Below are 24,858 nucleotides of genomic sequence, written 5' to 3'. Positions count from 1 at the left end.
AATGGCGACAATCGGCTTGGTGATCGTTCTGATTGGGGTTTGCGCTTACATTTTGTATCCTCTCTTTACGAAAACGGCTGAGCCGAGCTCAGGAGACAAATCTGCAGGCGGCCGCATCTGTCCCAGCTGCAATAAGCCCGTGCATTCGGAAGATCGATTTTGCTCGGCCTGCGGTGCCCGCTTGGCGTGAAGAAGATCAGGTTCGCTCATCATTCGCATCGGGTGCGGCAGCCGTCTGCTTCGCCCGTTCAATCAGCTCCACCAGCGTGACAAGCTTGGGCGGCGGCGGTTGGAAAAACCTCTGCTGCTGTTCAGCACTGAAAAAAGAGCGGATAAAATCGTGCACCGGAATGCGTTCGAACCAACAGTCGGGCAAGCGACGGCAGGGTTCGTCGCCGGATGTAGTGCGACAATAGTAAAACGTTACCGAATGTCCCAGCATGGGGCAGCGAATTTCCAGTTTGTCGAATTGATCGATCATTTGTATTTACCCTCGAACGGGGCGCCGATCTTTGGCGCCCCGTTTCTTTTTTTCAAACAACGGCGGGAGGATAGTTTTTAAATACCTCCATGGCACGCTCGATCTCCTCCTGGGGGAGTGAATAGTTGGAGAGCTGACCGGCCATATACAGTTCATAACCGCGAAGATCCATCAATCCATGCCCGCTCCAGTTGAAGAGAATGACCTTTTCTTTGCCTTCCTCCTTGGCTTTTTTCGCCTCGCGGATGGCGGCGGCGATGGCATGGCTGGTTTCGGGCGCCGAAATAAACCCTTCGGTGCGGGCAAAGGTGATGGCCGCCTCGAAACATTCGAGCTGCGGCAATGCCAGCGGCGAAAGCAATCCCAGCTTAGTGGCATGACTGACCAACGGCGCCATGCCGTGATAACGCAAACCGCCGGCATGAATCGGCGCCGGTACAAAATCGTGACCCAGCGAGTACATCGGCAGCAGCGGCGTCATTTTGGCCGTGTCGCCGTGATCATAGACAAAAGGCCCGCGGGTGAGGGTGGGGCAGGAGGAGGGCTCGACCGGAATGATGTCGATTTGCGCGCCGTTGATTTTGTCCAACACAAACGGGAAAGAGAGTCCTGCAAAGTTGGAGCCGCCGCCTGCGCAGCCGATGACTACGTCGACTTTTTTCTCGCCCGCCAGTTCGAGCTGCTTTTTGGCCTCCAGTCCGATGACCGTTTGGTGCAGCATGACGTGATTGAGCACGCTGCCGAGGGAGTAGCGGGTTTTGCCGGTGGGATCCGTCACTGCCGCCTCGATCGCTTCAGAAATGGCAATACCCAGGCTTCCGGGGGTGTCCGGGTGCTCGGCCAAAATCTTGCGGCCCGCTTCGGTTTCTTTGCTGGGACTCGGCACGCATTTTCCGCCCCATGTCTCCATCATCAAGCGGCGGAATGGCTTTTGATCGAAAGAAATGCGTACCATAAAAACTTTGCACTCCAAACCGATCAGCGAGCAGGCAAAGGCAAGGGCGCTGCCCCATTGTCCGGCGCCGGTTTCGGTCGTCAGCCGTTTGATGCCGAACTGCTTGTTGTACCACGCCTGCGGAATGGCCGTGTTCGGCTTGTGCGAACCGGCAGGACTGACGCCTTCGTTCTTGAAGTAAATCCGGGCCGGAGTGCCGAGAAATTTTTCCAGACGGCGCGCCCGATAGAGCGGGGTGGGACGGTAAATCGAGTAGAGTTCCAGCACCTCTTCGGGAATGTCCACCCATCGTTGCGTCGTAACTTCTTGTTCGATCAGATTCATCGGAAAAACCGGCGCCAGCATTTCCGGCGTTATCGGTTTGCCGTCCGGACCGAGCGGCGGCAGCATCGGCTTGGGCAAGTCGGCGCCCAAATTGTACCATTGCCGCGGGATGTCTTTGTCTGTGAGCGTAAACTTGGTCATGCTGATTCCTCCAGTTATGGTTCTATAGTGAACTGAATTTGTTGTCGATCATCTGATGGTTACTTTACCCAGCATAAAGAATCCGATTGCTTTAAAGTTGTGCGGCTGTGCCGTCAGGCAGCCGTTTTCAAACGGGCTTGGTTTAAGCACTGCTTTTTAGCAGCCTGCATGAACTGTCAGGCGGTCAGTCAAAAAAAAAGCCCGCTGAAGAATTCCTGCAGCGGGCTTGTACTATCCTAATCACGCGCGATTATGGTGTTGACCCACCGCATCCACTATGGCTGCGCCAGCCCCACCAAAACCACGCGTTGTTCAGTTCAAGTTTCATCACATATGTCTTTCGTTAAAATCCGACTAAATATATCATTTTTGTCTATTCGTGTCAAGAAATTCATTCACTGAAAACCCTTTTTCTACGAAAAAAGGCTGCCTGTACTCGCTTCGACATTGACTGCAGCATCGATATCCCTCCGCTCTTGTCCGCGGCAATGCGCGTGATGTAGGCTGAAATCCGCTGATTTGGCAGCTTTGAAAGTTTTTATTGCCTTCCGCTTTATCGGCTTAAAATCTTTGGTACAACCGCCGTATCTATTTGGCGTAGCCGATCGGGTGGTTGAGAAAGACGTACTGCGACTCTTTCAGATTAAGGATCTCTCGTACCCTATCCTTATCGACCAGAGCACGAGGTCGGGTTTTAAGTCCCGTGGCGGCACAAAAAAGCGAGATGTTCTGTGAGATGATTCCGGCATCGAGGGCGGCCCACTCGTACCGCGCCTCTTTGCTGCCGGCACGAAAACGGTCGGTGTCCGAGATCAACAAAAGCTGAATCGGGGCGTCGGTCACTTGCGGGGTTGGTTCAGCCGGTTCGGCAGCATTGGTTATAGGCCTCGGCCTCGGTCGATAGATTTGCCCGCGAAAATCGCCGTCGCGCACCCAATCCAGCTCATGGTTCTGAAAATCGTATACATAGACGCCGTCCTTCATAAAGACAAAAATGTCGACGTCATGCGCGTTCATGGCCGACGAGGCGGTGGTCTTGTTCTCAGCCGGGCGATTCAATCCGTTGGCGGCCCAGAGCAAATCGGAGAGGTCCTGTAGGCTGATCTCCTTATCCGACCACTCTGTCGCCGATGCCTTGACCGCCAAGGTCTGCATGAACGGCAGCCCGCGCGTCAAGTCGGGAGGATTGAGCTTGATGCTCCGCGCCTCCTGAGCCGAAAGCAGTCCGAACATCATTAATCCATACAAAAGCAACATTCTTCCTTTCATGGGCAGCTCCTTTCTGATTCAAGAACTTGCTAATTTTCTGTTTCGCGTGATCCCTTAGTAAAACTTTTTGAATTGGTTTATAGTCGAGCAATTTGGCACAATCCGACGTTTTAAACTTTTTGCGTCAACTCGATGCTTTTAAGTGATAGATGTTGCCGGAAATGTTTGCTTTTACTCTCTTTCATCAAGAATTAAGGCCTGCCGCAGGCTTGTCGGGCCGCCAAGCCGAATGCGGCAGAGTCTTGAATCGCCTTTATATGAAGGCTCGCGCAAGGTCTTTTTTGCTGATAGGAATCGATCTAAAAAACGCAGTTCAAATGTTTAGGTTCGCTTATTCCGGCCGGTTCCCGAATTACCTTTCGCCTTGTTGCAAAGAAGCGCAAAAATCGCCATATTGCAAAAAAAGAGTCGGGTTTTCAAATAGATTGAGATAGTTGAGGCAGAGTCCCGACTTTTCATCCCATGCAAAAGGATTTTATGACTGATTGCTCTCTATCGTTTCTTGGGGCGGATTCGTTCGACCCGAGCCGGGAAATCCTGGCGCTCGATATGGACGGTGTGATCATTGACAGCATCCGCGAGTGCTTGTTCAACGCTTACAATGCCTATGCTGATTATTGCGGGGATCGGCATGTGCCGGACGAGGCTGCGCTTCCCGCAGACTGGCTGAAAGAAGCGCGTCGCCTGCGCAATTTCATCCGCCAAGGCGAGGACTATGTTTACATTGCTCACGCCATTCACCAAAACGCCGCCATCGAAAACCAGAAGGCGTTCGACGCCTTTACGGAACAATGGCGCGATCTGCGGCAGCGCTTCTTCGACCTCATTTATCATCGGCGCTTGGAATTCAGTCGGGAGACGCCGCATCTATGGGGCGAGCTGAATCCGCTATATTCCGGCATGCGCGAGTTTCTCTCAACCTATCCTCACAAAGCAAACCTTTACATCATCACCAGCAAGCGCCTGACGTTCGTCGAGAAAATCTTTCAAGCTCATCGGATCGTTCTGCCGGAGGAAAACATATTCGACACCTCTGCCGCTCCCAAAGGGGAGATCATCAAGCGATTGCTCGACGAACGCGCCTGTGACGCATGCGCCTTTCACTTTGTCGATGATCAAGTCGACACATTGCTCAAAATCAAGCCGTTGGGAATCAATCTCTATTTGGCGGGATGGGGCTACAACAATCAAGATCAGCAGGAAAAAGCGCGAAACAACGGTATTCCGGTACTTAATCTGTCCGAATTCTACCGCAGATTCGGCACCTCTTCCCCGCGATAGAGTCGAGGCACGCGGGTATTGATGTTGGTCAGAATTTCGTAGGGGATGGTCCCCGCCCAGTCGGCCAATTCTTCGACGGTAATTGAAACCCCGTCGCTCTCGCCGATCAAGATGACCTCATCGTCGTTGTAGGCGCTGTCGTTTTCGATATTCACGACAATCTGATCCATGGAGATCACGCCGACGACCGGATAGCGTTTGCCGTGCAGAATAACCTGCGCCTTGTGCGACATGCTGCGGAAATAGCCGTCTCCATAGCCTACCGGCACCGTGACTGCGCGCACCGGATGATCCGTCTGCCATGTGGAGCCGTAGCCGACCGGATGGCCGGGTTGAATGACCTTAAAATAGACCACCCGCGATTTCCAAGTCAATGCCGGCTTGACCGGTACGGTGCGCGCTGCAGTGCGGGAAGGGTAGACGCCGTAGAGCAGAATGCCGGGCCGTACCATGTCCAGATAGGCCTCGGGGAGCTGCAGGATGGCGCCGGAATTGGCCGCGTGCGCCGTGGGGCGCGGCACACCCAGCCGGTCATAGATTTCCAACACGTCGAGAAAACGCTGCAGCTGCAGCCGTGCATGCGACAAGTCCGCTGTATCGGCGTTGGCAAAGTGCGTGTAAATGCCTTCCACCATAACATGACGGCATTCCAGAGAGGCACGAATGAATCCCTCGGCGTTATAGTAATGGACGCCGATCCGCTCCATTCCCGTATCGATTTTGAGATGCACCTTGGTCGTGCGTCCCATGGCTTTTGCAGCTTCCTCGATCGCCCGCAGCTTGTCGATGCTGGAAGCCGTGATGGTCAAATCGTGACGAATAAAGTAGGGAATCTGATTGCCCAACACGCCTCCCAAGACCAAGATGGGCAGCCGGATGCCCGCCTCGCGCAGCAGCAGGCCTTCCTCCAATACCGCAACGCCGATATAATCGACGCGCTCTTCCTGCATCAATTGAGCAACCCTTACCAACCCGTGGCCGTAGGCATTGGCTTTGAGGATGGCCATGATGCGCGCCGGCGCGGTTTTGGCGCGAATGGCCGCCAAGTTTTGCCGCAACCGCGTCAAGTTGACTTCAACCTGGGTCGGACGAACGATGTTTTCCCACTCGGCGATGGTCGGCTGATTAATGCGTTTCATTCGCTCATTTTTCTCCTGAGTGTTATGAGGACAATTTCCGGCGGGCAATTGAATCGAACCGGAACTGAGCTGCAGCCGACACCGCTGCTGGTATAGCCTGTCATATTGCGATAATGCCAAAAGCCGTACGACCAGGCGCGCGGCGTGCGGACGTTGGTGATGATCGGTCGGCCGTTGCGCAGGCAAATCTGGCCGCCGTGCGTGTGACCGCACAGATAGAGATCGACGCCCGATGCGGCTGCCTCTCTAAACAGCTCGGCCGTGTGCGCGAGCAGAATCTTGAATCCGTCTGCCGGAACGCCTGAAGCGGCGGCCGCCAAATCATCGGCGCGGTCATAGTGCGGATCGTCAACGCCGAGAATCCAAATCGCCTGATCATCATGTCTGACGGCTTTGTGACGATTGGTCAAGACCTCTATGCCTGCATCCTGCAACTCCTCCATAAGAGCAGGAGAGTCGTGATTACCGCGTACCGCCAAAATGCCGTCCCTGGGGCTTAGATCGGCTAACAGTTGCTTCGTTTTCTCAGCGGCCGACCGATGGGCTCCGGAAATTTTATGCCGAAAATCACCCAAAAACAGCGCGAGATCGAAAGGAACATCTCGAGTCAACGAGCGGATTTGTTCGGCAAGCGGCAGAGGGGTGTCGATATGCAGATCGCTGAGAATCAGCAGACGATAGCCGTCGAACGCCGGCGGCAGTGCAGTAAAGGACAGCGAAAACTCGCATCGCCGCAATCGGGAAGCGTTGCGAAAACCGCGCTCATAGAGTCCCGTGAGCTTGAGCGCGGGCGTCAGGATGATTGCCGGCGCCTTGAGGTGTTCGACGATGATTTTAAGGTGTCTTTCGAGTCGGCGCGAGAGAATTCGTTGGGATTTTTTCATAGAGATTCTTGGATTAGCGGCCAGATGAGGTGTTCGCCGCGCCGCATTTTTTCCCGCTCCTGCAGATGATAACGCAGTTGATCGAGCAGTTCCGTCTTTTGTTCGGCCGTTTCTTCCTTCATGAGTTCCTTGATTTGACGAATCTTTTCATCGATCAGTTCCAAGTGCAGATTGATTAAACACTGGCGCGCGTATTGCCGGAACTTGGGAAAGGGATCGTCCGCATGCAGCAGACCGGAAAGGCGCTCGGCAAGATAGGCATCGCCGACGGCGGTGACATAGTCCTGCGGCCGAAACTGATCCGGATCGACAGGTTCTTCTTTGAATCGTTCAAAGATCCTGCGAATTTCTTCATCGGCAATATCATCGAGGTTGAGATTTTTCATGATCGGGCTGATAACCTCAGGGTGGCGCAGAGAGACTTCCAGCAGGGCAATCTCCGCTGCCTGACGACGGGTGCGGACCGCGGGTTCCGACACCGGCTCCTGCTTCTCGGCGCGTGCAGCCGCGCGATGTTGCTGCTGAAGCTTGGTCAATTCGCTCCATAAAAATGCTTCATCAACATGCAGACGTTCGGCAAAATCCCGCACTAAAAACGAGCGGCGGATCGGATCGCTCATTTTGGCCACCGAGGCGAGCAATTCACGCGTCAATTCCGCGCGCCGATTGGCGGAAGCTCCTCTGCCGAGCGCCTCGAAGCGCTTCAATTTAAAGTCGATCAGCGGCACGGCTGCGGCCGTTACACGCTTTACCTCCTCAGCACCGGCGCGTCTGGCAAATTCGTCGGGATCTTTACCTTCGGGCGCGGAACAGATTTTGACTTCCAGGCCGTTTTCGAGCAATATGTCGGCCCCGCGCAGCGAAGCCGCCGCTCCTGCCGAATCCGAGTCGAAAAAGAGCACCGCGTTCGAGGTATAGCGGCGCAGAACGGCGGCATGGTCTTCGGTGAGGGCCGTTCCCGAGGTGGCGACGATATTGCGGATGCCGACGCGATGGAGGCTCATCCAGTCGGTATACCCCTCGACGATGATGACCTGATCCGCCTTGCGGATCGCTTCGCGGCTGTCGTAAAGGCCGTAAAGGATGTAGCGCTTTTGGTAGATTTCCGTTTCCGGCGAATTAATGTATTTCGGCGAACCGTCCTCATAAAGTCTCCGCGCCCCAAAAGCCACAACCTGGCCGGTCAGGTCTTTGATCGCAAAGGTGATCCGCCCGCGAAAGCGGTCATAATAGCCGCCGTTCTCCTTTTTGATCGCCAGTCCTGCCTTTGCAAGCAAATCCGCGTCGATTGACTTTTCAGCGGCTCGGCGCAGCAGACCGTCCCATTCATTGGGTGCGTAGCCGAGGCCGAAAAGATCATACTCGTCTTCGGAAATGCCGCGACCGGCGAGGTAAGCGCGGGCCTCTTCAGCCTGAGGCGAGCGCAGCATCTGCGCATAGTATTCAGCCGCCATGCGATTAGCGAAATAAAGCGCCTCTTTGATGCGTACGTCCTGCAGGTCTTCCTGGTCCTCCGGCAACGCAATGCCGGCGCGGCGCGCCAAATAGCGAACCGCCTCAATAAAGGTGAGCCCTTCGATACGCATAATAAAGGTAAAGACGTTTCCGCCGGCGCCGCAGCCGAAGCAGTGAAAGATCTGCATCTCTTCGTTGACGCTGAACGAAGGCGTCTTTTCGTGATGAAAAGGGCACAAGCCGAAATAGTTTTGTCCTTTTCGGCGCAGATTCAGATAGCCCGAAATAACTTCGAGGATGTCATTGGCGGCGCGTACCCGATCGATGATCTCTTGAGAATAGCGGCTCATTGCTGGTCAACAGCGGAGAAAAATCTTGACATAAGCCTGTTTTTCCGTTAGATTGCCCGCGCAACTTACAAAAAATTAACCGAAAAAAAAAGTCCTGCGCCGCCGCTTGCCGACGACGAACGGAACGTGCATTCTGTCAACAGAAGGAGAGCAATCGTGAGCGAGAGAACCTTGGTGCAGTTGTTCGAAGACAGCGTGAAAAAGTATCCCGACAACATTCTCATGTGGGAGAAAAAGACCGACCGTTATGAAGGGACGACGTACAAAGAGATCCAGCAGTCGGTTTACCGTTTTGCCGCCGGTTTGATGGCCAACGGCATTCAAAGAGGCGACCGCATTGCGCTCATTTCCGAAGGCCGCAACGATTGGGTCATTTCCGAGCTCGGCATTCTTTATACCGGTGTGATCAATGTGCCGCTTTCGGTCAAAATCGAGGAGCTGTCCGAGCTCAAGTTCCGCCTAGCGCATTCCGGCTGCCGCATGGCGGTAGTCTCGAAGAACCAGGCGCGCAAAGTGTTGGCGATCCAAAACGACCTTCCCGATCTCGAAAAGATCATTGTTCTCGATCCGATCGATGAAGCGGCGGAAAATATCGTGCCTCTTGAAGAACTTTACCGTCAGGGTGACGAGTTCCTCAAGACTTCCCGCGAAGAGTTCGATGTGCGGTGGAGAGGCGTGCGCGAAAATGATCCCGCAAACATCTGCTATACGTCGGGAACCACCGCTGATCCCAAGGGCATCATCCTCACGCACCGTAATTATACGGCCAATGTCGAGCAGGCTTCGGCGCTGCTGCCGATTCCCGAATGGTACACGTCGCTGCTCATTTTGCCATGGGATCACTCTTTTGCGCACACGGCCGGCATCTATACGCTGATGCGCAACGGCGCCTCGATGGCGTCGGTGCAGGTTGGGTCTTCGCCGCTGGAGACATTGAAAAATATTCCCGTCAACATCAAAGAAACGCGGCCGGTCTTTCTGCTCAGCGTACCGGCCTTGGCGGCCAATTTCCGCAAGAACATCGAAAAAGGCATTCGGCAAAAGGGGCCCAAGGTGGAAAAGCTTTTTCAGAAAGCTTTAGCCACGGCCTATGAGTACAACGGCATCGGTTGGGATCGCGGCAAAGGGCTGCGCAAACTAAAAAAGCCGCTGTTGGCGCTCTACGACAAGATCCTGTTCAGCAAAATTCGCGAAAATTTCGGCGGCCGGTTAGAGTTCTTTATCGGCGGCGGCGCGCTTTTGGACATAGAACTGCAGCGCTTCTTCTATGCCATCGGCATACCAATGTTTCAGGGCTATGGGCTGACTGAAGCGGCACCGATCATTTCCGCCAATGTACCCAAGTGCCACAAACTCGGCTCTTCTGGGAAAATCGTCCCGAATCTCGAGCTGAAAATCATCGACGATAACGGCCGCGAACTGCCGGTGGGCGAAAAGGGACAGATTATCGTCAAGGGCGAAAACGTCATGGCGGGCTATTGGAAAAATGAAAAGGCTACACGCGAAACTTTGCGCGACGGTTGGCTTTACACCGGCGACCTTGGTTATGTGGATGCGGACGGCTTTCTTTATGTGCTTGGTCGCGAAAAAAGTCTGCTGATCAGCAATGACGGTGAAAAATACAGTCCCGAGGGCATCGAAGAGACCCTTTGCAGCCACAGCGATCTGATCGATCAGATGATGCTCTACAACAACCAGTCGCCCTACACGACGGCATTGATTGTGCCGAATCAAGCGGCGGTCGTCAGGGCTCTGGCGCAAAAAGGACTGAGCGTCAAGACGCCGGAAGGTCAACGCGCCGCCATCAAGCTGATCGATGACGTGATCGAAGAGTACCGCAGCGGCAAGCAGGCGGGACTCTTTCCATCGAAGTGGCTGCCGGCAACCTTTGCCCTGCTCGGCGAAGGTTTTACCGAGCAAAACCGCCTACTCAACAGCACGCTCAAAATGGTGCGCGGCCGCATTGTCGAGTTCTACAAATCGCGCCTGGATTACATGTACACGCCGGAAGGCAAGGACATCTATAACCACCAGAACCTGACCATTGTCTCCCGCTTTACCGAGTAATTATCGGTAAGCCTGCAGGATTTTTTCGATAACGGCGCTGGTGGAAAGGCCGGGAACACCGGGAATCAACACGATTTTGCCGCCGTACCGTTCCACCAGCCGCCGTTCGTCCTGGTTGACGGTATCGATGGTGTAATCGCCGCCCTTGACGTAAATGTCCGGCCGCAACTGGTCGATTAATTGCACCGGAGAATCGTCATCGAACAGCAGCAGATAATCGACGCACTCGAGCGCCGCCAGCACGATGAGGCGATCCTTCTCCGAGTTGATCGGCCGCTGAGGTCCCTTGTTGCGCCGCACCGAAGCGTCGCTGTTGACGCCGACGATGAGGATGTCGCCCTGTTCTTTGGCCGCGTGGAGGTACAATACATGCCCCGCATGCAGAATATCAAAGCATCCGTTCGTCCACACAACCTTTTTCCCCGTCGAGCGACCCAAGGCGACGATTTCCATCAATTCTGCGAGCGTCTTTTGTTTCGAAATATGCGTCATATCGACCTCCCGTTTGGCGAAAATGTAAAGAGAAAAAGGCTGCTCTCCAATTGTTTTTCTGCAGACGCTATAAAAAGCGCCGGAAATCAAGTCAGCCGCCGACGCAAATTGCGGCGCCAAAAGCCTCTGATTTGAATATAGAACCCATGCTGAGGAATGCCTTGAAAGTACGCCTTTGTTTTTGATGATGACAAATTATTGCTTATTGCCGCTAAAGATCTCGGGTTCCGCGAGGAGAAATGCGCATGGCCGCAAAAAAGTCTTGGCATGAAAAACTGGCCGACAGCAAAAATTTGCCGAAAATTGTCGTCTGCGACGCGTCGATGAAAATCGCAATGCGATGGGGAGTCAAACCCGGCGATACGTTTGTCATTGCCAAACCGCTCGACGTCGATGCGATCATGCGGCGAGTGCCGACGGGAAAACTGCTGACCATCAACGAGATTCGCAAAGCTTTGGCGTCGCAATACGGCACAACAACGGCTTGTCCCATTACAACCGGAATCTTTTGCTGGGTTGCAGCTTACGCTGCGGAAGAGGAGCTGCAGGCAGGAAAAAGCGACATAACGCCCTATTGGCGCATTTTGAAAAGCGACGGCGAGGTCAACCCCAAATATCCGGGCGGCGTAGACCTGCAAAGGCAGCGATTGGAGGCAGAGGGTCATCACCTCGTACAAAAAGGCAAAAAATGGATTGTGGAAAACTATCGGCAGGCGTTGGTTAAAATTTGAGTGTTCGATGGGCAGCAAGGATTTACTTGAGCGTTTGACCGAAAGGTTCGAAGCTTTTGTCGATCGTCATGGATTAATCGAGGAGGGGCAGCGGCTGGGAGCGGCCGTTTCCGGCGGTCTCGACTCGATGTTGTTGCTGCTTTTACTCGAACGAATTCGGGAAAAACGGCGTCTCGAGCTCTTTGTTTTGCATTTCAATCATTGCCTGCGCGGAGAAGAGTCGGACGGCGACGAAGCGTTTGTGTGCGAATACTGCAAATCAAGAGGAATTCCATTTTCGAGCGAAGCTGCCGACGTAACGGCTTTTGCCGCATCGAACAAGCTGTCGCTGGAAACGGCCGCCCGTGAACTGCGGTATCGGTTTTTCGAAGCTGCCGCACAGTCACTTGCCTTGGGTGCAGTGGCTACGGCACATACGGCGGACGACCAGGCCGAAACGGTTCTCGATCATCTGCTCCGCGGCTGCGGCATCAAGGGTCTCAGCGGAATTCCCGTCAAGAGAGGGCTTTACATTCGCCCGTTGCTGTTTGCCGAACGCCGCGAGCTGGCCGAAGCCGCCGAGGCAATCGGACTGGTCTTTCGCGAAGACTCGAGCAACCGGAATCCCGCTTTTCGCCGCAACCGCATCCGACTCGTGCTCCTGCCGCTTCTCAAAGAGCAGTTCAATCCCCGAGTCGTTGCCGCGCTCAACCGACTGGCGGAATCCGCCTCGGAGTTGGATGGAGTGCAGGAAACCGCCGCAGAAGAGATGTTGCACCGGTGCCTAATCGAATCGCGGGAGGACAAAATTGTCCTTGATAATCAGCTGTTTTTAGCGTATCTTAACTCTCTGCAAAGACTAATATTACAGCAGGCGCTCCGGATCTTGCGCGATGACCCGCGCCGCCTGTCGTTTGCCGTTTGGGAGAATTTGAGTCGCTTTCTCCGGTCGGGACGATTCGGCAAGAGCTTTAGACTGGGGCGCGATATCGAGATCTCTTTGGAAGGTGAGCGGCTGACGATTTCCCGATTGAAGGCGGTTCCAGAGCCGCTTGCCTTCGATAAACTCAAAGGTGCCATTCCATTATGGGATGACCTCATCATGGAAATAACGCCGGCTGAAAAACCGTTAATCTTTGCACATCCCGCGACGGTTGCCTATCTCGATGCGGATGCGCTGCGGCCGCCGTTTCAGATTCGCCCGTTTCAGGCAGGCGATCGTTTTCGGCCGCTCAACGGCGTAGGACGCAAGAAGGTCTCCGATTTGATGAACGAAGCGCATGTGCCGAGGCATGAACGAAAGCGCCTGCCGATTTTATTGGATCAGGAGGGGATCGTATGGGTCTGCGGCTTGCGGCTCGATGATCGCGTAAAAATCACGGAAACTACTCGAAACTGTTTAAAGTTGACATTACTGCATGATCGAAAAATCAATTTATGAACGCGCCGTATACGGCGGCGACTTTCGCGTGCTCATCACGCAGGAGCAGATCCGTCAACGCATCCTGGAATTGGGGCGCGAAATTACCCGCGACTATCGCGGCAAGGATCCGATCGTTATCGGCGTGCTCAACGGCTGTTTTATCTTTATCGCCGATTTGGTGCGCGCTATTGAAATCGATTTGGAGATCGATTTCATCAAGCTTTCCAGTTACGGCGACGAAAAGGTCTCGTCCGGCAAGGTGACGGTGCTCAAAGGCATCGACGCAAACATAACCGGCCGGCATGTGTTGGTCGTCGAGGACATTGTCGATACCGGACTGTCTCTGCACTACATGGATCAGATGTTTCAGCAGCTCAGGCCGGCCTCACTCAAATACGTGACTTTGCTCTACAAAAAGGAAAATGTCAAATATCCGCGAACGATCGATTACGTTGGTTTCGAGATTCCCAACGAGTTTGTCATCGGCTATGGGTTGGATCATAAACAGCTGCTGCGCAATCTGCCGGCAGTTTACATTTTAGACTAACGAAAAGGCAAAAACGCTCTATGAAATCTTTATATAAATCTCTTTTTCTAAAACAGTCGAACAATCCGACGCCGCCGCGGCAGTCCAAGCCGGGCGGGCCGGAACAAAATCCGCCGCAGTGGGGCAAGGCATCGCGGTCGCTTTTCTTCTGGATCGGCCTGTTTGCCTTGGCGCTGCTCATTTCGCAGCAGTTTTCCGGCGAACGGGAGAGAAAGCAGAGCCTGATCGGTTATGACGAGTTCATGGAATCCATGGAAAAGGGCCGCGTGACAGAAATTCGCGTGGAGGAAAGCCTGGTGACGGGCAAGCGGCGCGCCGAGGGCTCGGAAAGCCTGGAGACTTTTAAAGTGGTGCTGCCGACCACTCCGGATTTTGCCACTACCGAAAAGTGGCGAACGGAACACGGCGTCAAGATTACTTTCAAACCTAGCTCGCCCAGCCTTCTGACCATGTTGATGCAGGCGCTGCCGTGGATTCTGTTTTTAGGCGTTTGGCTTTATCTTTTACGCCGAATGCAGGCGGGCGGACAACAAGGTATTTTCAATTTCGGCAAGTCGCGCGCCAGGCTGGTCAATGAGAACTATCCGCGCGTGACCTTTAACGACGTGGCCGGCGCCGATGAAGCCAAGCAGGAGCTGCGCGAAATCATCGAGTTTCTCAAAGAACCGGAAAAGTTTCAACGCTTGGGCGGCAAGATCCCCAAAGGCGCGCTGTTGCTCGGCCCTCCGGGAACCGGCAAGACGCTGTTGGCCAAGGCGGTAGCCGGCGAAGCCGGTGTGCCCTTTTTCAGCATGTCCGGCGCCGACTTTGTGGAAATGTTCGTCGGCGTGGGCGCTTCACGCGTGCGCGATCTTTTTGAGCAAGGGAAAAAGAATGCGCCCTGCATCATTTTTATCGATGAACTGGATGCAGTGGGCAGACATCGCGGCGCCGGCTTGGGCGGCGGCCACGACGAACGCGAACAGACTCTGAATCAGCTGTTGGTGGAAATGGACGGCTTTACCTCCAACGACGGCGTGATCGTGCTGGCGGCCACCAATCGGCCCGACGTGCTCGATTCGGCGCTGCTGCGGCCCGGCCGCTTCGACCGACAAATCGTCGTCGACCGTCCGGACGTACGCGGCCGTGAGGGCATCCTCAAGGTGCACACGCGCAAAATCCCCCTCGGCCCGGATGTCGATTTGAGCATTCTAGCCAAAGGCACGCCAGGATTTTCCGGCGCAGATCTGGCGAACATGGTGAACGAAGCCGCTCTGCTGGCCGCCCGCAAAAATAAGCAGCGCGTCGATATGGAAGATTTCGAAGAGGCAAAGGACAAGGTGATCATGGGCACGGAGCGGAAGAGCCTGCTGATCAGCGAAAAGGAAAAGCAGAGCACCGCCTACCATGAAGCCGGTCATGTCTTGGTGGCGCGTCTGACGCCCGGCTCCGATCCGGTACACAAGGTCACCATCATCCCGCGCGGTCGAGCGTTGGGCGTTACTTGGACCATGCCGATCGACGAAAAGCACAGTTACTCACGCACCTATTGTCTGGCTATGCTGCGTCAGCTCTTGGGCGGCCGCGAGGCCGAAAAGCTGATCTTTAACGAGTATACCACCGGCGCCGGAGACGACATCAAGCGGGCGACCGAATTGGCGCGCAAAATGGTCTGCGAGTGGGGGATGAGCGAAGAGATGGGTCCGGTCACCTACGGCGAAAAACAGGAAGAGATCTTTTTGGGACGCGAGATCGCTCAGCATCGCGATTACAGCGAGGCAACCGCCCAGATGATCGACCGCGAAGTACGGCGGCTGATTCTGGAGGCGCAGCAGGACGTCGATAATCTGCTGCAGACCAACATCGACACGCTCCATCGTCTCGCTGCCGCGCTTTTGGAACGGGAAAGCCTCGACAGCGAAGAGATCGACCAGATTATGAAAGGTGAAGCGCTCGAGCCGGTCAAACCCAAGAAGCAGGCCGAAGCTGAAAGAAAGCAGGGAACCGCCCGCAGGCGCAAAAGCCGCGCAGCCGCTTCTGCCGAAGCTCAGACCGATACACAAAGTGCGAGCTGACTTGATGCAAAACTATTGGCAAACCGCAAAACGACGGCTCGACCTGAACCGGCCGCTTGTTATGGGGATTTTGAACGTGACGCCCGATTCGTTTTACGACGGCGGCCGTTACGCCGATCCTCAAGCGGCCGTCGAGCAGGCGATGCGCTTATCCGAAGAAGGCGCCGACATTCTCGACGTCGGCGGCGAATCGACGCGGCCGGGCTCCGAAACCGTACCCGAAGAAGAAGAGCTGCGTCGCATTCTGCCGGTCATCGAGCGCATTGCGGCGCGCCTCGATCTGCCGATTTCCATCGATACGCGCAAAGCCGCGGTTGCCAAAGCCGCTCTGGCGGCCGGTGCGGAAATCATCAACGACATCAGTGGCTGCACCTACGATCCGCGCATGGCCGAGCTGGCGGCCGAAAGCGGCGCCGGTTTGGTGCTGATGCACATCCAAGGCGAGCCCAAGACCATGCAGCTGCAGCCGCAATACGACGATGTGGTTGAGGACATCCTCCGCGAGCTTGAAGCGCGGATCGCTACGGTCCAAGCCGCCGGCGTGAAGCGCGAACAGATCGTCGTCGATCCTGGAATCGGCTTCGGTAAGACGCTGCAGCACAATCTCGAAATCCTGCGGCGGCTGGAAGAATTTCGGCGTCTCGAACAGCCGCTGCTGATCGGCCCGTCGCGCAAATCGTTTATCGGCAGGATTCTCGACCTGCCGCCCGAAGAACGGCTCGAAGGTACTCTTGCCGCGGTTGCAATTGCAGTTTTCCTGGGTGCACGCATTGTTCGCGTTCACGACGTCCGCGCCGCCAAGCGCGCTGCTCTGATCGCCGATGCCGTTTCCGGTCGCCTGGACGTCAGCGGATTATAAGCCATGCGCTTTGTCCTCTTTCGCATAGGATTCTTGCCCGTCACCGTCATGGATCTGTTCGACATCGCCGTGATGTCGTACATCATCTATCGACTGTACAATTTCCTCCGTGGTTCCTACGGCATGCAGATGCTGGTGGGGCTGGTTTTTATCCTGCTCGCCTCCGCCGTGGCGCCTCTTTTGCAGCTCAAAGGCATGACCTGGATCTTTGAGAACGTCCGCACCGTGTGGGTTGTGGCCTTTGTCATCATCTTTCAATCCGAAATCCGCAGATTATTGATCACCATGGGACAAAGCCCGATTGTCCGTTTTTTCATCAAAGTCGGGGGCAGCAAGGTTATCGATCAGGTGGTTGAAGCGTCGGTAGCGCTATGCGACCGAGGCTACGGCGCCCTGATCGTTATGGCGCGCGAGACCGGCATGCGGCCAATTATCGAAACCGGTACGCGCCTGCAGGCCGAAGTATCGCCCGCCCTCCTGATTTCCATCTTTAACCCCCGCTCGCCGTTGCACGACGGCGCTGTCGTCATTCAAAACGACCTCATCGAGGCGGCTAAATGCATCCTGCCCATCTCCCAGGACGAGTTTGCCGACATTGAATACGGTACCCGCCACAAGGCGGCACTGACCCTTTCGAAAGAATCAGATGCCATTGTCATCGTCATTTCCGAAGAACGCGGCAAAATCTCGGTGGCTATGAACGGCGTGTTGCACCGCGACCTCAGCGCCGCTGAACTGAAACGCATTCTCATCGAGGGTTTTCAGTACGGGCCGTTGACGACGCGTTAGGGCTTTCAATTAGTACGATAGACTTGGATCGTTACCAACGGACGAGAGCGCTTTTTCAGTTTTTACGGGTAAAAACGGAAAAGATTGGTTCATCAAGATTTGGGATTTTGGTATGAAGGAAAATGAAAAAGAAACGGCCCGTTTTCTCGTCCTCGACTATCTGCAGAGAGCGGGCATTGTTTTGACCGAGGCGGAAAAAGCGGCCGTTGAAATTACCGATTTGGGTTTGGGGCGATTTTTGGAGATTGGTTTGGGAATTGTCGTTTACGTCAATACGGAGCGCGTATGCGCCAAGGAATTGGTGCTTCTGCCGCGGCAAATTTGTCCCGAGCATCGTCATCCGCCGCTTCTGGATGATCCGGGCAAAGAAGAAACTTTTCGCTGCCGTTGCGGCGTTGTTTACCTCTACGTCCCGGGCGATCCGACGCCGAATCCCCAAGCCCGCATTCCGCAGGACAAAGCGAACTGCTTTACGGTATGGCATGAGATCGTTCTGCGGCCCGGTGAACAGTATACCCTGCCTCCCAATACCCTGCACTGGTTTCAGGCGGGCGATGAAGGCGCCGTCATTTCGGAATTCTCCACCACCAGCCGCGACGAGTACGACCTCTTTACCGATCCGCAGATTCGGCGCGTCGAAGCCTGAGGCGTCGTTTCAACTTTTTCTCATCAACTCGTTGCGCACGGCAGAGACGCGGCCGTTTTTGACATAGACGCGCGGCAGCCTTCGCCCCAACCGACAAATCACTTCGTACGATACCGAGCCGATCAAAGCGGCAATGTCATGGGGAGAAATTTCGTCATCGCCGTCTTTGCCCATGAGCGTCACAAGATCGCCGATGCCGATGTCCGGCCATTCCGTCACCTTGATAAAAGCGGCGTCCATGCACAAGCCGCCGACGATCGGCAGTCGCCTGCCTTTGCAGATAACTTCGCCGATTTTGCTCAGTCCGCGGTCATAGCCGTCGGCATAGCCGATGGGCAGCACGGCAATTCGCTCATCCTTTTCGGCAATGAACTTGCGGCCGTAACCGACGCTGTCGCCGCGACCAATCTGCCGCACGGCCACGATGCGGGCCTTTAGGCTGATCGCCGGCTTGATCTCGAATGGACGACGAACTTCTTTCGACGGCCAATAACCGTAATTCAGCAGACCGACGCGCACCATATCGAAATGCGCCTGAGGTAAATCGAGTGTTCCGCCGCTGTTGGCCATGTGCCAAAGGGGAATCGCAATCCCCATTGCTTCCAAATCGCGTTTTACCCGTAACATTCGCTCGATTTGCAGCAGCGCAAAGCTCTTGTCGAGCCCATCCGACATAGGGAAATGAGTAAAGGCGCCGATGATCTGCAGGCGCGGCAGTGCAACGATGCGGGCAATTTCCGCCGCGGCTGAGGCGAAGGCAAATCCGTAGCGGCTCATGCCGGTGTCGATTTTACAGTGAATGCGGGCCGTCTTGGCGGCTTTAACGGCGGCGCGGGAGAGCGCGGCAGCGGTCTCGTAGCGATCGATCATCTGCTCGAGGTCGAGAGCCAGAACGTGCTCCGCCTGCTCGGGGAAAACGGTGCCGGTGTTGAGGATAGGCGCTTGAATGCCGGCGCAGCGCAGTTCATACGCCTCTTCCAGCATGACCACTCCCAAATAGTCGGCGCCGCTCTCGACAATGGTTCGTGCCGTCTCGACCGCACCGGCACCGTAACCGTCCGCCTTTACCACCGCCAGCAGCTTGACATTACCCAGATAGGCCTTGATTTGGCGCACATTATGGGCGACGGCATCGAGATCCACCTCAACCCAAGCCGGCCGCAATAACTCCGCATTCTTTGGTATGTCGGAAAAATCCATATCCAGCTGATACTCGCACTTGTTTTCTATTCGTTCGGTTTGTATTTTGTCGCCGGTACAAACAGAGGCGCTCATGAAACTCAAAGTGGTCGTCGGCGTCGCATTAATTGTCGGCGCACTGATTTTTTTGATTGTCGATGGTCTGCGCAGCAGCACCGCTTATTATTTGACGGTATCCGAGCTCGTCGCGCGCGGCGAACCGAACAGCGGACGAACCCTACGCGTGCATGGATTTGCCGATCCCCGCTCTATTCATTATGATCGGCTCGGCCGACAATTAACCTTTCGGCTGTTTACGGATCAAGACACCCTCAACGTAATTTATCACGGCGTCAAACCCGATCAGCTGGCGGAAGCCCAGGAGGTGGTGCTTGAAGGCAAGCTGGTCGACGGTTCGTTCCGCGCCTCCAAAATCATGCTGAAATGCCCGTCAAAATATGAGGCGAAGCGTCAACAATCGAATGAGACTCTCTGACACCCAAAGGTAAGCGCTCAGCGACCGACGCCGGGCAGACGCTTTTTGACTTCATCCTCCAGACGCTTGGCTCCTTTTTTCTTTTCCTCCTCGATGCGGCGCTCCAGTTCCTTTTGTTTTTCGTCGAGCAGTTTTTTAGGATTCTTGATCAGCTCGTCAATCGAGTCGATCTCCATGCCGAGAGCCGCGCTTTTGGTCTGCACTAGTTTGTCCAGCTGTTGCTTATGCCGATCGATTTGCGACGCGAGATACGCTTCGATCTTGGCTTTGGCTTTATCGACTTCTTCGCTCAGCACGGCTCTCAGTTCACGCGCCAGGAAATCGTCGAGGTTGGAATTCAGGCGCAAAGAGGTCTTGCCTTCGTCGCTTAGGAGGGAAACGCGCAGATCAAGAAGATCCGCCGCATCGATCACGCGGCGAAGGATCTGTTCATGCCGCTTGGTCGCTTCTTCGGCAAAGGCAAACCGCAGCTTTTCGGCAATGAAATAGAGTTCGCCCTGGATGCGATCCTCGGTCAACTGCAGGTCCAGATTCAAACGGCCGCTGCCTTGAGCAATCCGCTGCGGCAGCAGCCGAAGATTGGACAGCGTGACGTTCTGCAGCGGCATGCGGTTGAGCTCCAGGCGAAAGGTTTCCCGCGGGGCGCTCAGATAATTCAGCTCCCCCCCAAAGGCGAGGTTGGCGCCGTCGCGACGTTCGGCGGCAATTTTGAGGACCGTCGGCCGACCGACCAGCAGTTGCTGCGTCGTAATATCCGTTACGCCGCCCTCGATACGGAAACCGCGCGTCGTGTGGCCAGAGAGGCGCACGTTCTTGATCCAAAAGCGGGGATAGTGGTTTTCTTCAACAAAATGAATGGTCTGGCCTTTTAAACGCGGCGGTTTCTCTTTCTTCGGCTTGTCCGATTTGAACATTTCCGCGTAAGAACGGACGGTGTTCACAGTAGCCAAAGCCCGCACCGCATCGTTGACAACCTGATCGCCGAACAGAAAGCGGGCCATGTTTTCCTTGCTGATCTCCGGTAACCGCGCCTTTTCCAGAGCGCGCCGATAATCTTCCTTTATCCAATCGTCCGCCAAGCTGACGCCTTGAAACGAGAGATCCAAATCGCTCTTGAGTCCTGCGCGCGTATCCGCAACAAATTTTTCCAGCGAATCGACCTTTGTCTTGATCCTGCGCACCGTCTGCAAGGCTGCTTCCAAATCTTCAAGGGAACGGATTTCATTCGGCCGAAGCGCCGTCAGCTTAGTCTCAAAATCGTTGAGTTCCTGCTTGACCTTGATTGAGGAGAACAGGCTATCCCAATAGTCGTAACGCGTTTTAGTCGCCTGATAGAGCGAGTCGATTTTTTGCGGCGAGCGGATGTCGAGGAATTTGATGAGGCTGTCGACGTTCACCTTTTTACCGAGATCGTCAAGATTCCAGGCCGGCGCTTCGGCGACCTGTTGCGTCAGCCGATCGATGGTTTTGGTGATCAGATTCGGCTTTTTTTCTTTCTCCGGACGCGGTTTTTTCGGGAGCTTGCCGTCGGTCGTGCGATCGGTTCCCGAAGTCACCGATGTCACCTGCAGATTTTCGATGACGATCTTTTTCTGCAACAACGGCAACAGATCGAGGTCGAATTCAGTCCGGCCGGTGGTCAAAATGTTCTTCATGGTCTGTTTGGGATTGGCGACCTGAAGGCTGTCCCATTTCAGATGCAGACCAACGAAGGAAAAATCGAGATGATCGATTTCGACTTTTGCCCCGACCAATGAGGATCCCAAATTTTCAAGCCGCCTTTCCAACCAAAGGTCGGTAAAAATAAGGCTTAGAACAATAAACAGAGCAGCTAATACCGCCAAAAAAAGAATTCCTTTCCAACGCACGGCTATTCTCCCCATCGGCTGACTTGCTGATACAAATTGTAGATCTTGGAACTGTTGATGATTTGCATGATTTTTAACTGCTGCACGCGCGGATCGATGCTCTGTCGATAGACGACTACGAATTTTTTAAAGAGGAAAAAGACCGGCAGCAGCAGAACCAGGGAGCTTACCAGGCTGCCCAAAACGACGGTGTTGTTGAGGTTGGCGAAAGCGAGGATCGGCGTGCTGCAGCAAAAGACCCACAATGGTCGCAAGGACTCCACCTCAACCAGCAAAAAGTACCCGAGACTGTGGAACAACGGGTCGAGCAGATAGGCAAAGAGACTAAAGATAAAAAACGCCAATGTGGCCGCGCCCAAATTGACGTTGAAAATGATGAGAAGAAGAATCACCAATAGATTGTGCAGATTCCACAGAGGGGTGAGACCGAGAATCATGCCCAAGACGAATCCCCATGCAATCTGCGCCGGTGCGGCATTCGAGCGCAGCGTCTTGATCAGTTTGGCAAGAATCTTTAAAGCGATCATCTCTTAACCTTTGAGTTGACTCTAACATCACTTTCCGTTTGAACGACAGGCGGCAGCTTTACGGCTGTTCAATCTGACGTCTAAAAACGCAGGCAAGGCGTCGGGAATTCCGTCCGCCTTGCCCATAAGCATTGACGGCCTATTTCATCCGAAATATAGAAAAACGTTTATTAACTTAATCGAGCGTCCAGAGCGTTACTGATTGTTCTTCTTTGATATAAATTCGCTTTCCGGCGACGATCGGGTGAGCATAAACTGCCTTTTCCGAAACCTTGTAGCGGGCAACTTCTTGAAACGATGTTTTTTCCGGCTTAAGGACGACCAATTGGCCTGTCGCCGAAAGCATAAAAACAACTTCGCCCGCGTCGACAAAGGAGCCGAAGCGGTCGTGCTTTTCCTCGCCCGCCCAGAGTTCGCGGCCGTCGTCGGCTTTCAGAGCATAGAAAAGACCTTTGTCGGACAAGCTCCAGAGGGCGCCGTTGAGAACAATCGGCGTGTTGAAGGTGTTCCCCCTTTCCGCATGCCAAACTTCTTTGAGCTTGAATTCTGTGCCCTCTTTTTGAATCTGATAGGCCGTCGTGCCTTTGCCTTGGCCGGTTACAATGACTCGATCGCCGATAAGGAGGGGGGACACTGCATTGGAATAGAAGCGCTCCAACTGCAACGGCAAACTCCACAAAATGCGCGGCGTCTTAATGTCGACGGCGAACAGGCTTTTCTCGGAGTAGAGAACAAGCTGTTCGATGCCGCCGATTTTTGCGATGATCGGAGAAGCATAGCTGGGACATTCTGCGGCAAGTTTCCATTTGAATTGGCCGCTTTGTAAATCTACGGCCAGTACGGCCGCTTCGTTTTTCCCGCCGAGATGAGCATAGACGACTCCGTTATGCGCCAAGGGAGAAAGGGAGGGGAAAAAGTCCGGCACTTTGCCGGCATATTCTTCGATTTCCCACAACAATTTCCCGTCGGCGGCATTGAAGCAGCGCAGCTCGCCCCCGACACCAAGAACCACGACCTTACCGTCAACAACCAAGGGAGTACTTCTTGGGCCGGGATGCGAGGCCGCCGGTCCGGTCACCGCCGGCGCGGGATAAGCAGCCCGCCATAACTCGCTGCCGTCGGCTGCGCGAAGGCACAGTAAAACCTCTTCATCGCCTTGTCGTGCGAAGACATAGAGACGATCTGCAACCAGCGCCGGCGTGGCATCGCCGTAGCCGACGGTAACCTGCCAAGCTTTGGTCAAAGTCTGAGGCCACACTTTCGGCGCTTTGAAGCCGCTGATTTTTCCGTCGCGATTGACGCCGCGCCATTGCGGCCATTCCTGCGCTGAAAGCGACAGAAACAGCCCTAGCGCCAAACACGCAACCGTTTTAAATCCTTTGTTCATGTGCAACCTCCTTGCATTTTAGACGCTGCAACCTATAAACGAACGTCATGTTTCCATTGTTCGATTGGTCTTCAATGTCGTACGACGGCATGGCTGATAAAAGCGCCTGCCGCCGGTTCCTGCTGGGTAAAATGATACAACTGTTTTTTGACCGCAATCCCGATTTCGTTAAAAAAGTAACGGAATTTGAAACACGCAAAAATAGCCGTAAACCAAAAAGGCGATAAAAAGTCCGACGGCAAAAATCCAATGCGGCTTCAATCGTTCTGCCGCCTGGGGTGAGAGAAGCCTCGGTTGTATAACAAAGAGACCGATCAAGATCCATAGCGCCTGAAGAGGGGTCAGCAGCAGGCCGTCCAGTACGGCCGAGAGTTTAACGATCAGCACCGGTTTGAAACCGAATGAATAGACGAGAATCATATTGGAGAGAAAAAAGAAACTTAAAAACAATCGAAACTGTTGTTTCCAATTGAAACGGCGGTTGAAGGCGGGTATACAGATGCGGAGGGCATCGGCCAAAAGGCGCGGCCAACCGGCCAGTTGGCCGATTTGTGTGCTGATCAATGCGGCGCAGCCTGCAAGCAAAAACAAAACAGCGCCGAACTCTCCCCAGCGCGAGGAAAAGATGGTCGCCAACGTCATGGCCGTGGTGGGTCCCTCAGGCGCCAACTGATGCGGCCGCAGCACGCCGGCGCCGGCCAACAAAAATCCGGATGTCGTCACGACGCCGATGAGCATCGCCAAGGTGGCGTCCGTATAAACAACGCGGCACCAGCCGGCGACTTTGTCTGCAACGTGCTTTGGCATCTGTTTCAGCGCCGCAACATCGGCCGGGCGGCCGTAACCGCGACCTTTAGTCATGCCGTATTCTGCGCCGATTACCCAATAGGTGTACCAAACCTGGCTTGCAAACCCTCCTGCCGCCCAGCCCAACACCGGTAGAATCTCGCGCCAGGGATTGGCATTTACCCCGGGAAGATTTAAAGCCCAATCCGGAACCGGCGGCACATCAAAAAGCAGGCCTTTCAGCAGCGTCGTCATCCCCGGAGAAACTTTGACGGCCACATACAGGACGCCGAAGACGATAAGCAGAACAAAAAAGCTCATGACCATTTTCAGGATGTCAAAGACGCCCGACCAAACCACCGCCAGCGCGAACAGAGTGACCAGCCAGCCGCCGAGAACCGGAGACACCGGCAGCAGACTGTGTACAAAAACACCGGCGGCGGCGGCCAGTGAGCCGATCGAAACGGCGGCAGCGGCAAATTGAGCGATCAGCGTCACCCAAACCGCCCAATTCTTGGGTCCGGGCATGCGGCTGATCATGTCGATCATGCCTTCGCCCGTACAGATCGTATAGCGCGCGCCGCTCATCCCGATCCAGTATTTCAGGAAAATGCCGAACACAACCGCCCACAACACCGTGGGACCCAGGATTGCCCCCATACGCGTAGAAAGGATGACCTCGCCGGAGCCGATGAACTCCGCTGCCCAAACCATAGAGGGCCCGACCAACAAAAGAATGCCCAAACCGC

The 24,858-nt window shown here is 54.7% G+C and carries 23 protein-coding genes; 11 read left to right on the top strand and 12 right to left on the bottom strand.

Going from position 1 to position 24,858, the window contains the following annotated elements; all coding sequences use genetic code 11:
- Position 1: 1 nt before the first annotated feature.
- Entirely contained in the window at positions 2-190 is a 189-nt protein-coding gene (locus tag ONB24_03280) for a zinc ribbon domain-containing protein (GenBank protein ID MDZ7315125.1), read from the top strand.
- Positions 191-196: 6 nt separating this feature from the next.
- Here the strand turns inward: ONB24_03280 and ONB24_03275 are convergent, their stop codons facing one another.
- The 3 genes from ONB24_03275 to ONB24_03265 all read right to left on the bottom strand — a co-directional run bounded on the left by ONB24_03275 (position 197) and on the right by ONB24_03265 (position 3,170).
- Entirely contained in the window at positions 197-481 is a 285-nt protein-coding gene (locus tag ONB24_03275; protein MDZ7315124.1) for a hypothetical protein, read from the bottom strand.
- Between the two features lie 52 nt (positions 482-533).
- Positions 534-1,901, bottom strand: a complete 1,368-nt coding sequence (locus ONB24_03270; GenBank protein ID MDZ7315123.1) for a TrpB-like pyridoxal phosphate-dependent enzyme — start codon at positions 1,899-1,901, stop codon at positions 534-536.
- Positions 1,902-2,489: 588 nt separating this feature from the next.
- The gene (locus tag ONB24_03265) at positions 2,490-3,170 is read right to left on the bottom strand and encodes a SagB/ThcOx family dehydrogenase (GenBank protein MDZ7315122.1); all 681 of its coding nucleotides are present in this window, start codon (positions 3,168-3,170) and stop codon (positions 2,490-2,492) included.
- A gap of 477 nt (positions 3,171-3,647) precedes the next feature.
- Here ONB24_03265 and ONB24_03260 point away from each other — a divergent pair, with 477 nt between their 5' ends.
- Complete coding sequence (locus ONB24_03260) at positions 3,648-4,451, top strand: hypothetical protein (protein MDZ7315121.1); 804 nt, start codon at positions 3,648-3,650, stop codon at positions 4,449-4,451.
- Here the strand turns inward: ONB24_03260 and alr (ONB24_03255) are convergent.
- The 3 genes from alr (ONB24_03255) to dnaG are packed head-to-tail and all read right to left on the bottom strand — an operon-like array spanning position 4,418 to position 8,279.
- Positions 4,418-5,590 carry an alanine racemase gene (alr, locus tag ONB24_03255; GenBank protein ID MDZ7315120.1) on the bottom strand — a complete coding sequence of 391 codons (1,173 nt, stop codon included), beginning with the start codon at positions 5,588-5,590 and terminating at the stop codon, positions 4,418-4,420. The two genes, ONB24_03260 and alr (ONB24_03255), sit on opposite strands and share 34 nt — an antisense overlap.
- Positions 5,587-6,474 carry a metallophosphoesterase family protein gene (locus tag ONB24_03250; protein MDZ7315119.1) on the bottom strand — a complete coding sequence of 296 codons (888 nt, stop codon included), beginning with the start codon at positions 6,472-6,474 and terminating at the stop codon, positions 5,587-5,589. Before ONB24_03250 ends, alr (ONB24_03255) begins: the two co-directional genes overlap by 4 nt.
- Complete coding sequence (gene dnaG, locus ONB24_03245) at positions 6,471-8,279, bottom strand: DNA primase (protein ID MDZ7315118.1); 1,809 nt, start codon at positions 8,277-8,279, stop codon at positions 6,471-6,473. Before dnaG ends, ONB24_03250 begins: the two co-directional genes overlap by 4 nt.
- A 156-nt stretch (positions 8,280-8,435) precedes the next feature.
- On the opposite strand from dnaG, the gene ONB24_03240 reads away from it, so the two are divergent.
- A complete protein-coding gene (locus ONB24_03240) occupies positions 8,436-10,346 on the top strand; it encodes an AMP-binding protein (GenBank protein ID MDZ7315117.1) in 1,911 nt (636 codons plus the stop codon).
- Here ONB24_03240 and rfaE2 read toward each other — a convergent pair whose 3' ends face one another.
- Positions 10,347-10,838, bottom strand: coding sequence for a D-glycero-beta-D-manno-heptose 1-phosphate adenylyltransferase (rfaE2, locus tag ONB24_03235; GenBank protein MDZ7315116.1), 492 nt, complete (start codon positions 10,836-10,838; stop codon positions 10,347-10,349).
- A gap of 245 nt (positions 10,839-11,083) precedes the next feature.
- Between rfaE2 and ONB24_03230 the strand changes: the two genes are divergently transcribed.
- The 7 genes from ONB24_03230 to ONB24_03200 all read left to right on the top strand — a co-directional run bounded on the left by ONB24_03230 (position 11,084) and on the right by ONB24_03200 (position 17,866).
- Positions 11,084-11,569: an MGMT family protein gene (locus ONB24_03230; protein ID MDZ7315115.1), complete on the top strand. Its 486-nt coding sequence runs from the start codon at positions 11,084-11,086 to the stop codon at positions 11,567-11,569.
- Between the two features lie 7 nt (positions 11,570-11,576).
- Positions 11,577-12,989: a tRNA lysidine(34) synthetase TilS gene (tilS, locus tag ONB24_03225; GenBank protein MDZ7315114.1), complete on the top strand. Its 1,413-nt coding sequence runs from the start codon at positions 11,577-11,579 to the stop codon at positions 12,987-12,989.
- Positions 12,967-13,518: a hypoxanthine phosphoribosyltransferase gene (hpt, locus tag ONB24_03220; protein MDZ7315113.1), complete on the top strand. Its 552-nt coding sequence runs from the start codon at positions 12,967-12,969 to the stop codon at positions 13,516-13,518. The genes tilS and hpt overlap by 23 nt, the downstream gene beginning before the upstream one ends.
- A gap of 167 nt (positions 13,519-13,685) precedes the next feature.
- The gene (gene ftsH / locus ONB24_03215; protein MDZ7315112.1) at positions 13,686-15,572 is read left to right on the top strand and encodes an ATP-dependent zinc metalloprotease FtsH; all 1,887 of its coding nucleotides are present in this window, start codon (positions 13,686-13,688) and stop codon (positions 15,570-15,572) included.
- Positions 15,573-15,576: 4 nt separating this feature from the next.
- The gene (gene folP / locus ONB24_03210; GenBank protein ID MDZ7315111.1) at positions 15,577-16,431 is read left to right on the top strand and encodes a dihydropteroate synthase; all 855 of its coding nucleotides are present in this window, start codon (positions 15,577-15,579) and stop codon (positions 16,429-16,431) included.
- A 3-nt stretch (positions 16,432-16,434) separates the two neighbouring features.
- Positions 16,435-17,220 (top strand): diadenylate cyclase CdaA, encoded by a 786-nt coding sequence (gene cdaA, locus ONB24_03205; GenBank protein MDZ7315110.1) that lies wholly within the window; start codon positions 16,435-16,437, stop codon positions 17,218-17,220.
- Positions 17,221-17,332: 112 nt separating this feature from the next.
- Positions 17,333-17,866, top strand: coding sequence for a D-lyxose/D-mannose family sugar isomerase (locus ONB24_03200; protein MDZ7315109.1), 534 nt, complete (start codon positions 17,333-17,335; stop codon positions 17,864-17,866).
- A 9-nt stretch (positions 17,867-17,875) separates the two neighbouring features.
- Here ONB24_03200 and alr (ONB24_03195) read toward each other — a convergent pair whose 3' ends face one another.
- Positions 17,876-19,141, bottom strand: coding sequence for an alanine racemase (alr, locus tag ONB24_03195; GenBank protein MDZ7315108.1), 1,266 nt, complete (start codon positions 19,139-19,141; stop codon positions 17,876-17,878).
- Between alr (ONB24_03195) and ONB24_03190 the strand changes: the two genes are divergently transcribed.
- On the top strand, positions 19,140-19,541 hold the full coding sequence (locus tag ONB24_03190) for a cytochrome c maturation protein CcmE (protein MDZ7315107.1): 402 nt from the start codon (positions 19,140-19,142) through the stop codon (positions 19,539-19,541). The genes alr (ONB24_03195) and ONB24_03190 overlap by 2 nt on opposite strands.
- 17 nt (positions 19,542-19,558) lie before the next feature.
- On the opposite strand, the gene ONB24_03185 is transcribed toward ONB24_03190, so the two are convergent.
- From ONB24_03185 to ONB24_03170, 4 genes are all read right to left on the bottom strand, one after another.
- On the bottom strand, positions 19,559-21,409 hold the full coding sequence (locus ONB24_03185) for a TIGR03545 family protein (GenBank protein ID MDZ7315106.1): 1,851 nt from the start codon (positions 21,407-21,409) through the stop codon (positions 19,559-19,561).
- Between the two features lie 2 nt (positions 21,410-21,411).
- Complete coding sequence (locus ONB24_03180; GenBank protein ID MDZ7315105.1) at positions 21,412-21,936, bottom strand: TIGR03546 family protein; 525 nt, start codon at positions 21,934-21,936, stop codon at positions 21,412-21,414.
- Between the two features lie 175 nt (positions 21,937-22,111).
- Positions 22,112-23,323: a PQQ-binding-like beta-propeller repeat protein gene (locus tag ONB24_03175; GenBank protein MDZ7315104.1), complete on the bottom strand. Its 1,212-nt coding sequence runs from the start codon at positions 23,321-23,323 to the stop codon at positions 22,112-22,114.
- A 168-nt stretch (positions 23,324-23,491) separates the two neighbouring features.
- Positions 23,492-24,858 (bottom strand): Nramp family divalent metal transporter (locus ONB24_03170; protein ID MDZ7315103.1); only part of this gene is annotated, 1,367 nt, incomplete at its 5' end.

The sequence above is a fragment of the candidate division KSB1 bacterium genome, from assembly GCA_034505495.1.
Classification (GTDB): domain Bacteria; phylum Zhuqueibacterota; class Zhuqueibacteria; order Residuimicrobiales; family Krinioviventaceae; genus Fontimicrobium_A.
Note: the sequence above shows the minus strand (reverse complement) of the source record. Positions and strands in the feature narration are given on the sequence as shown.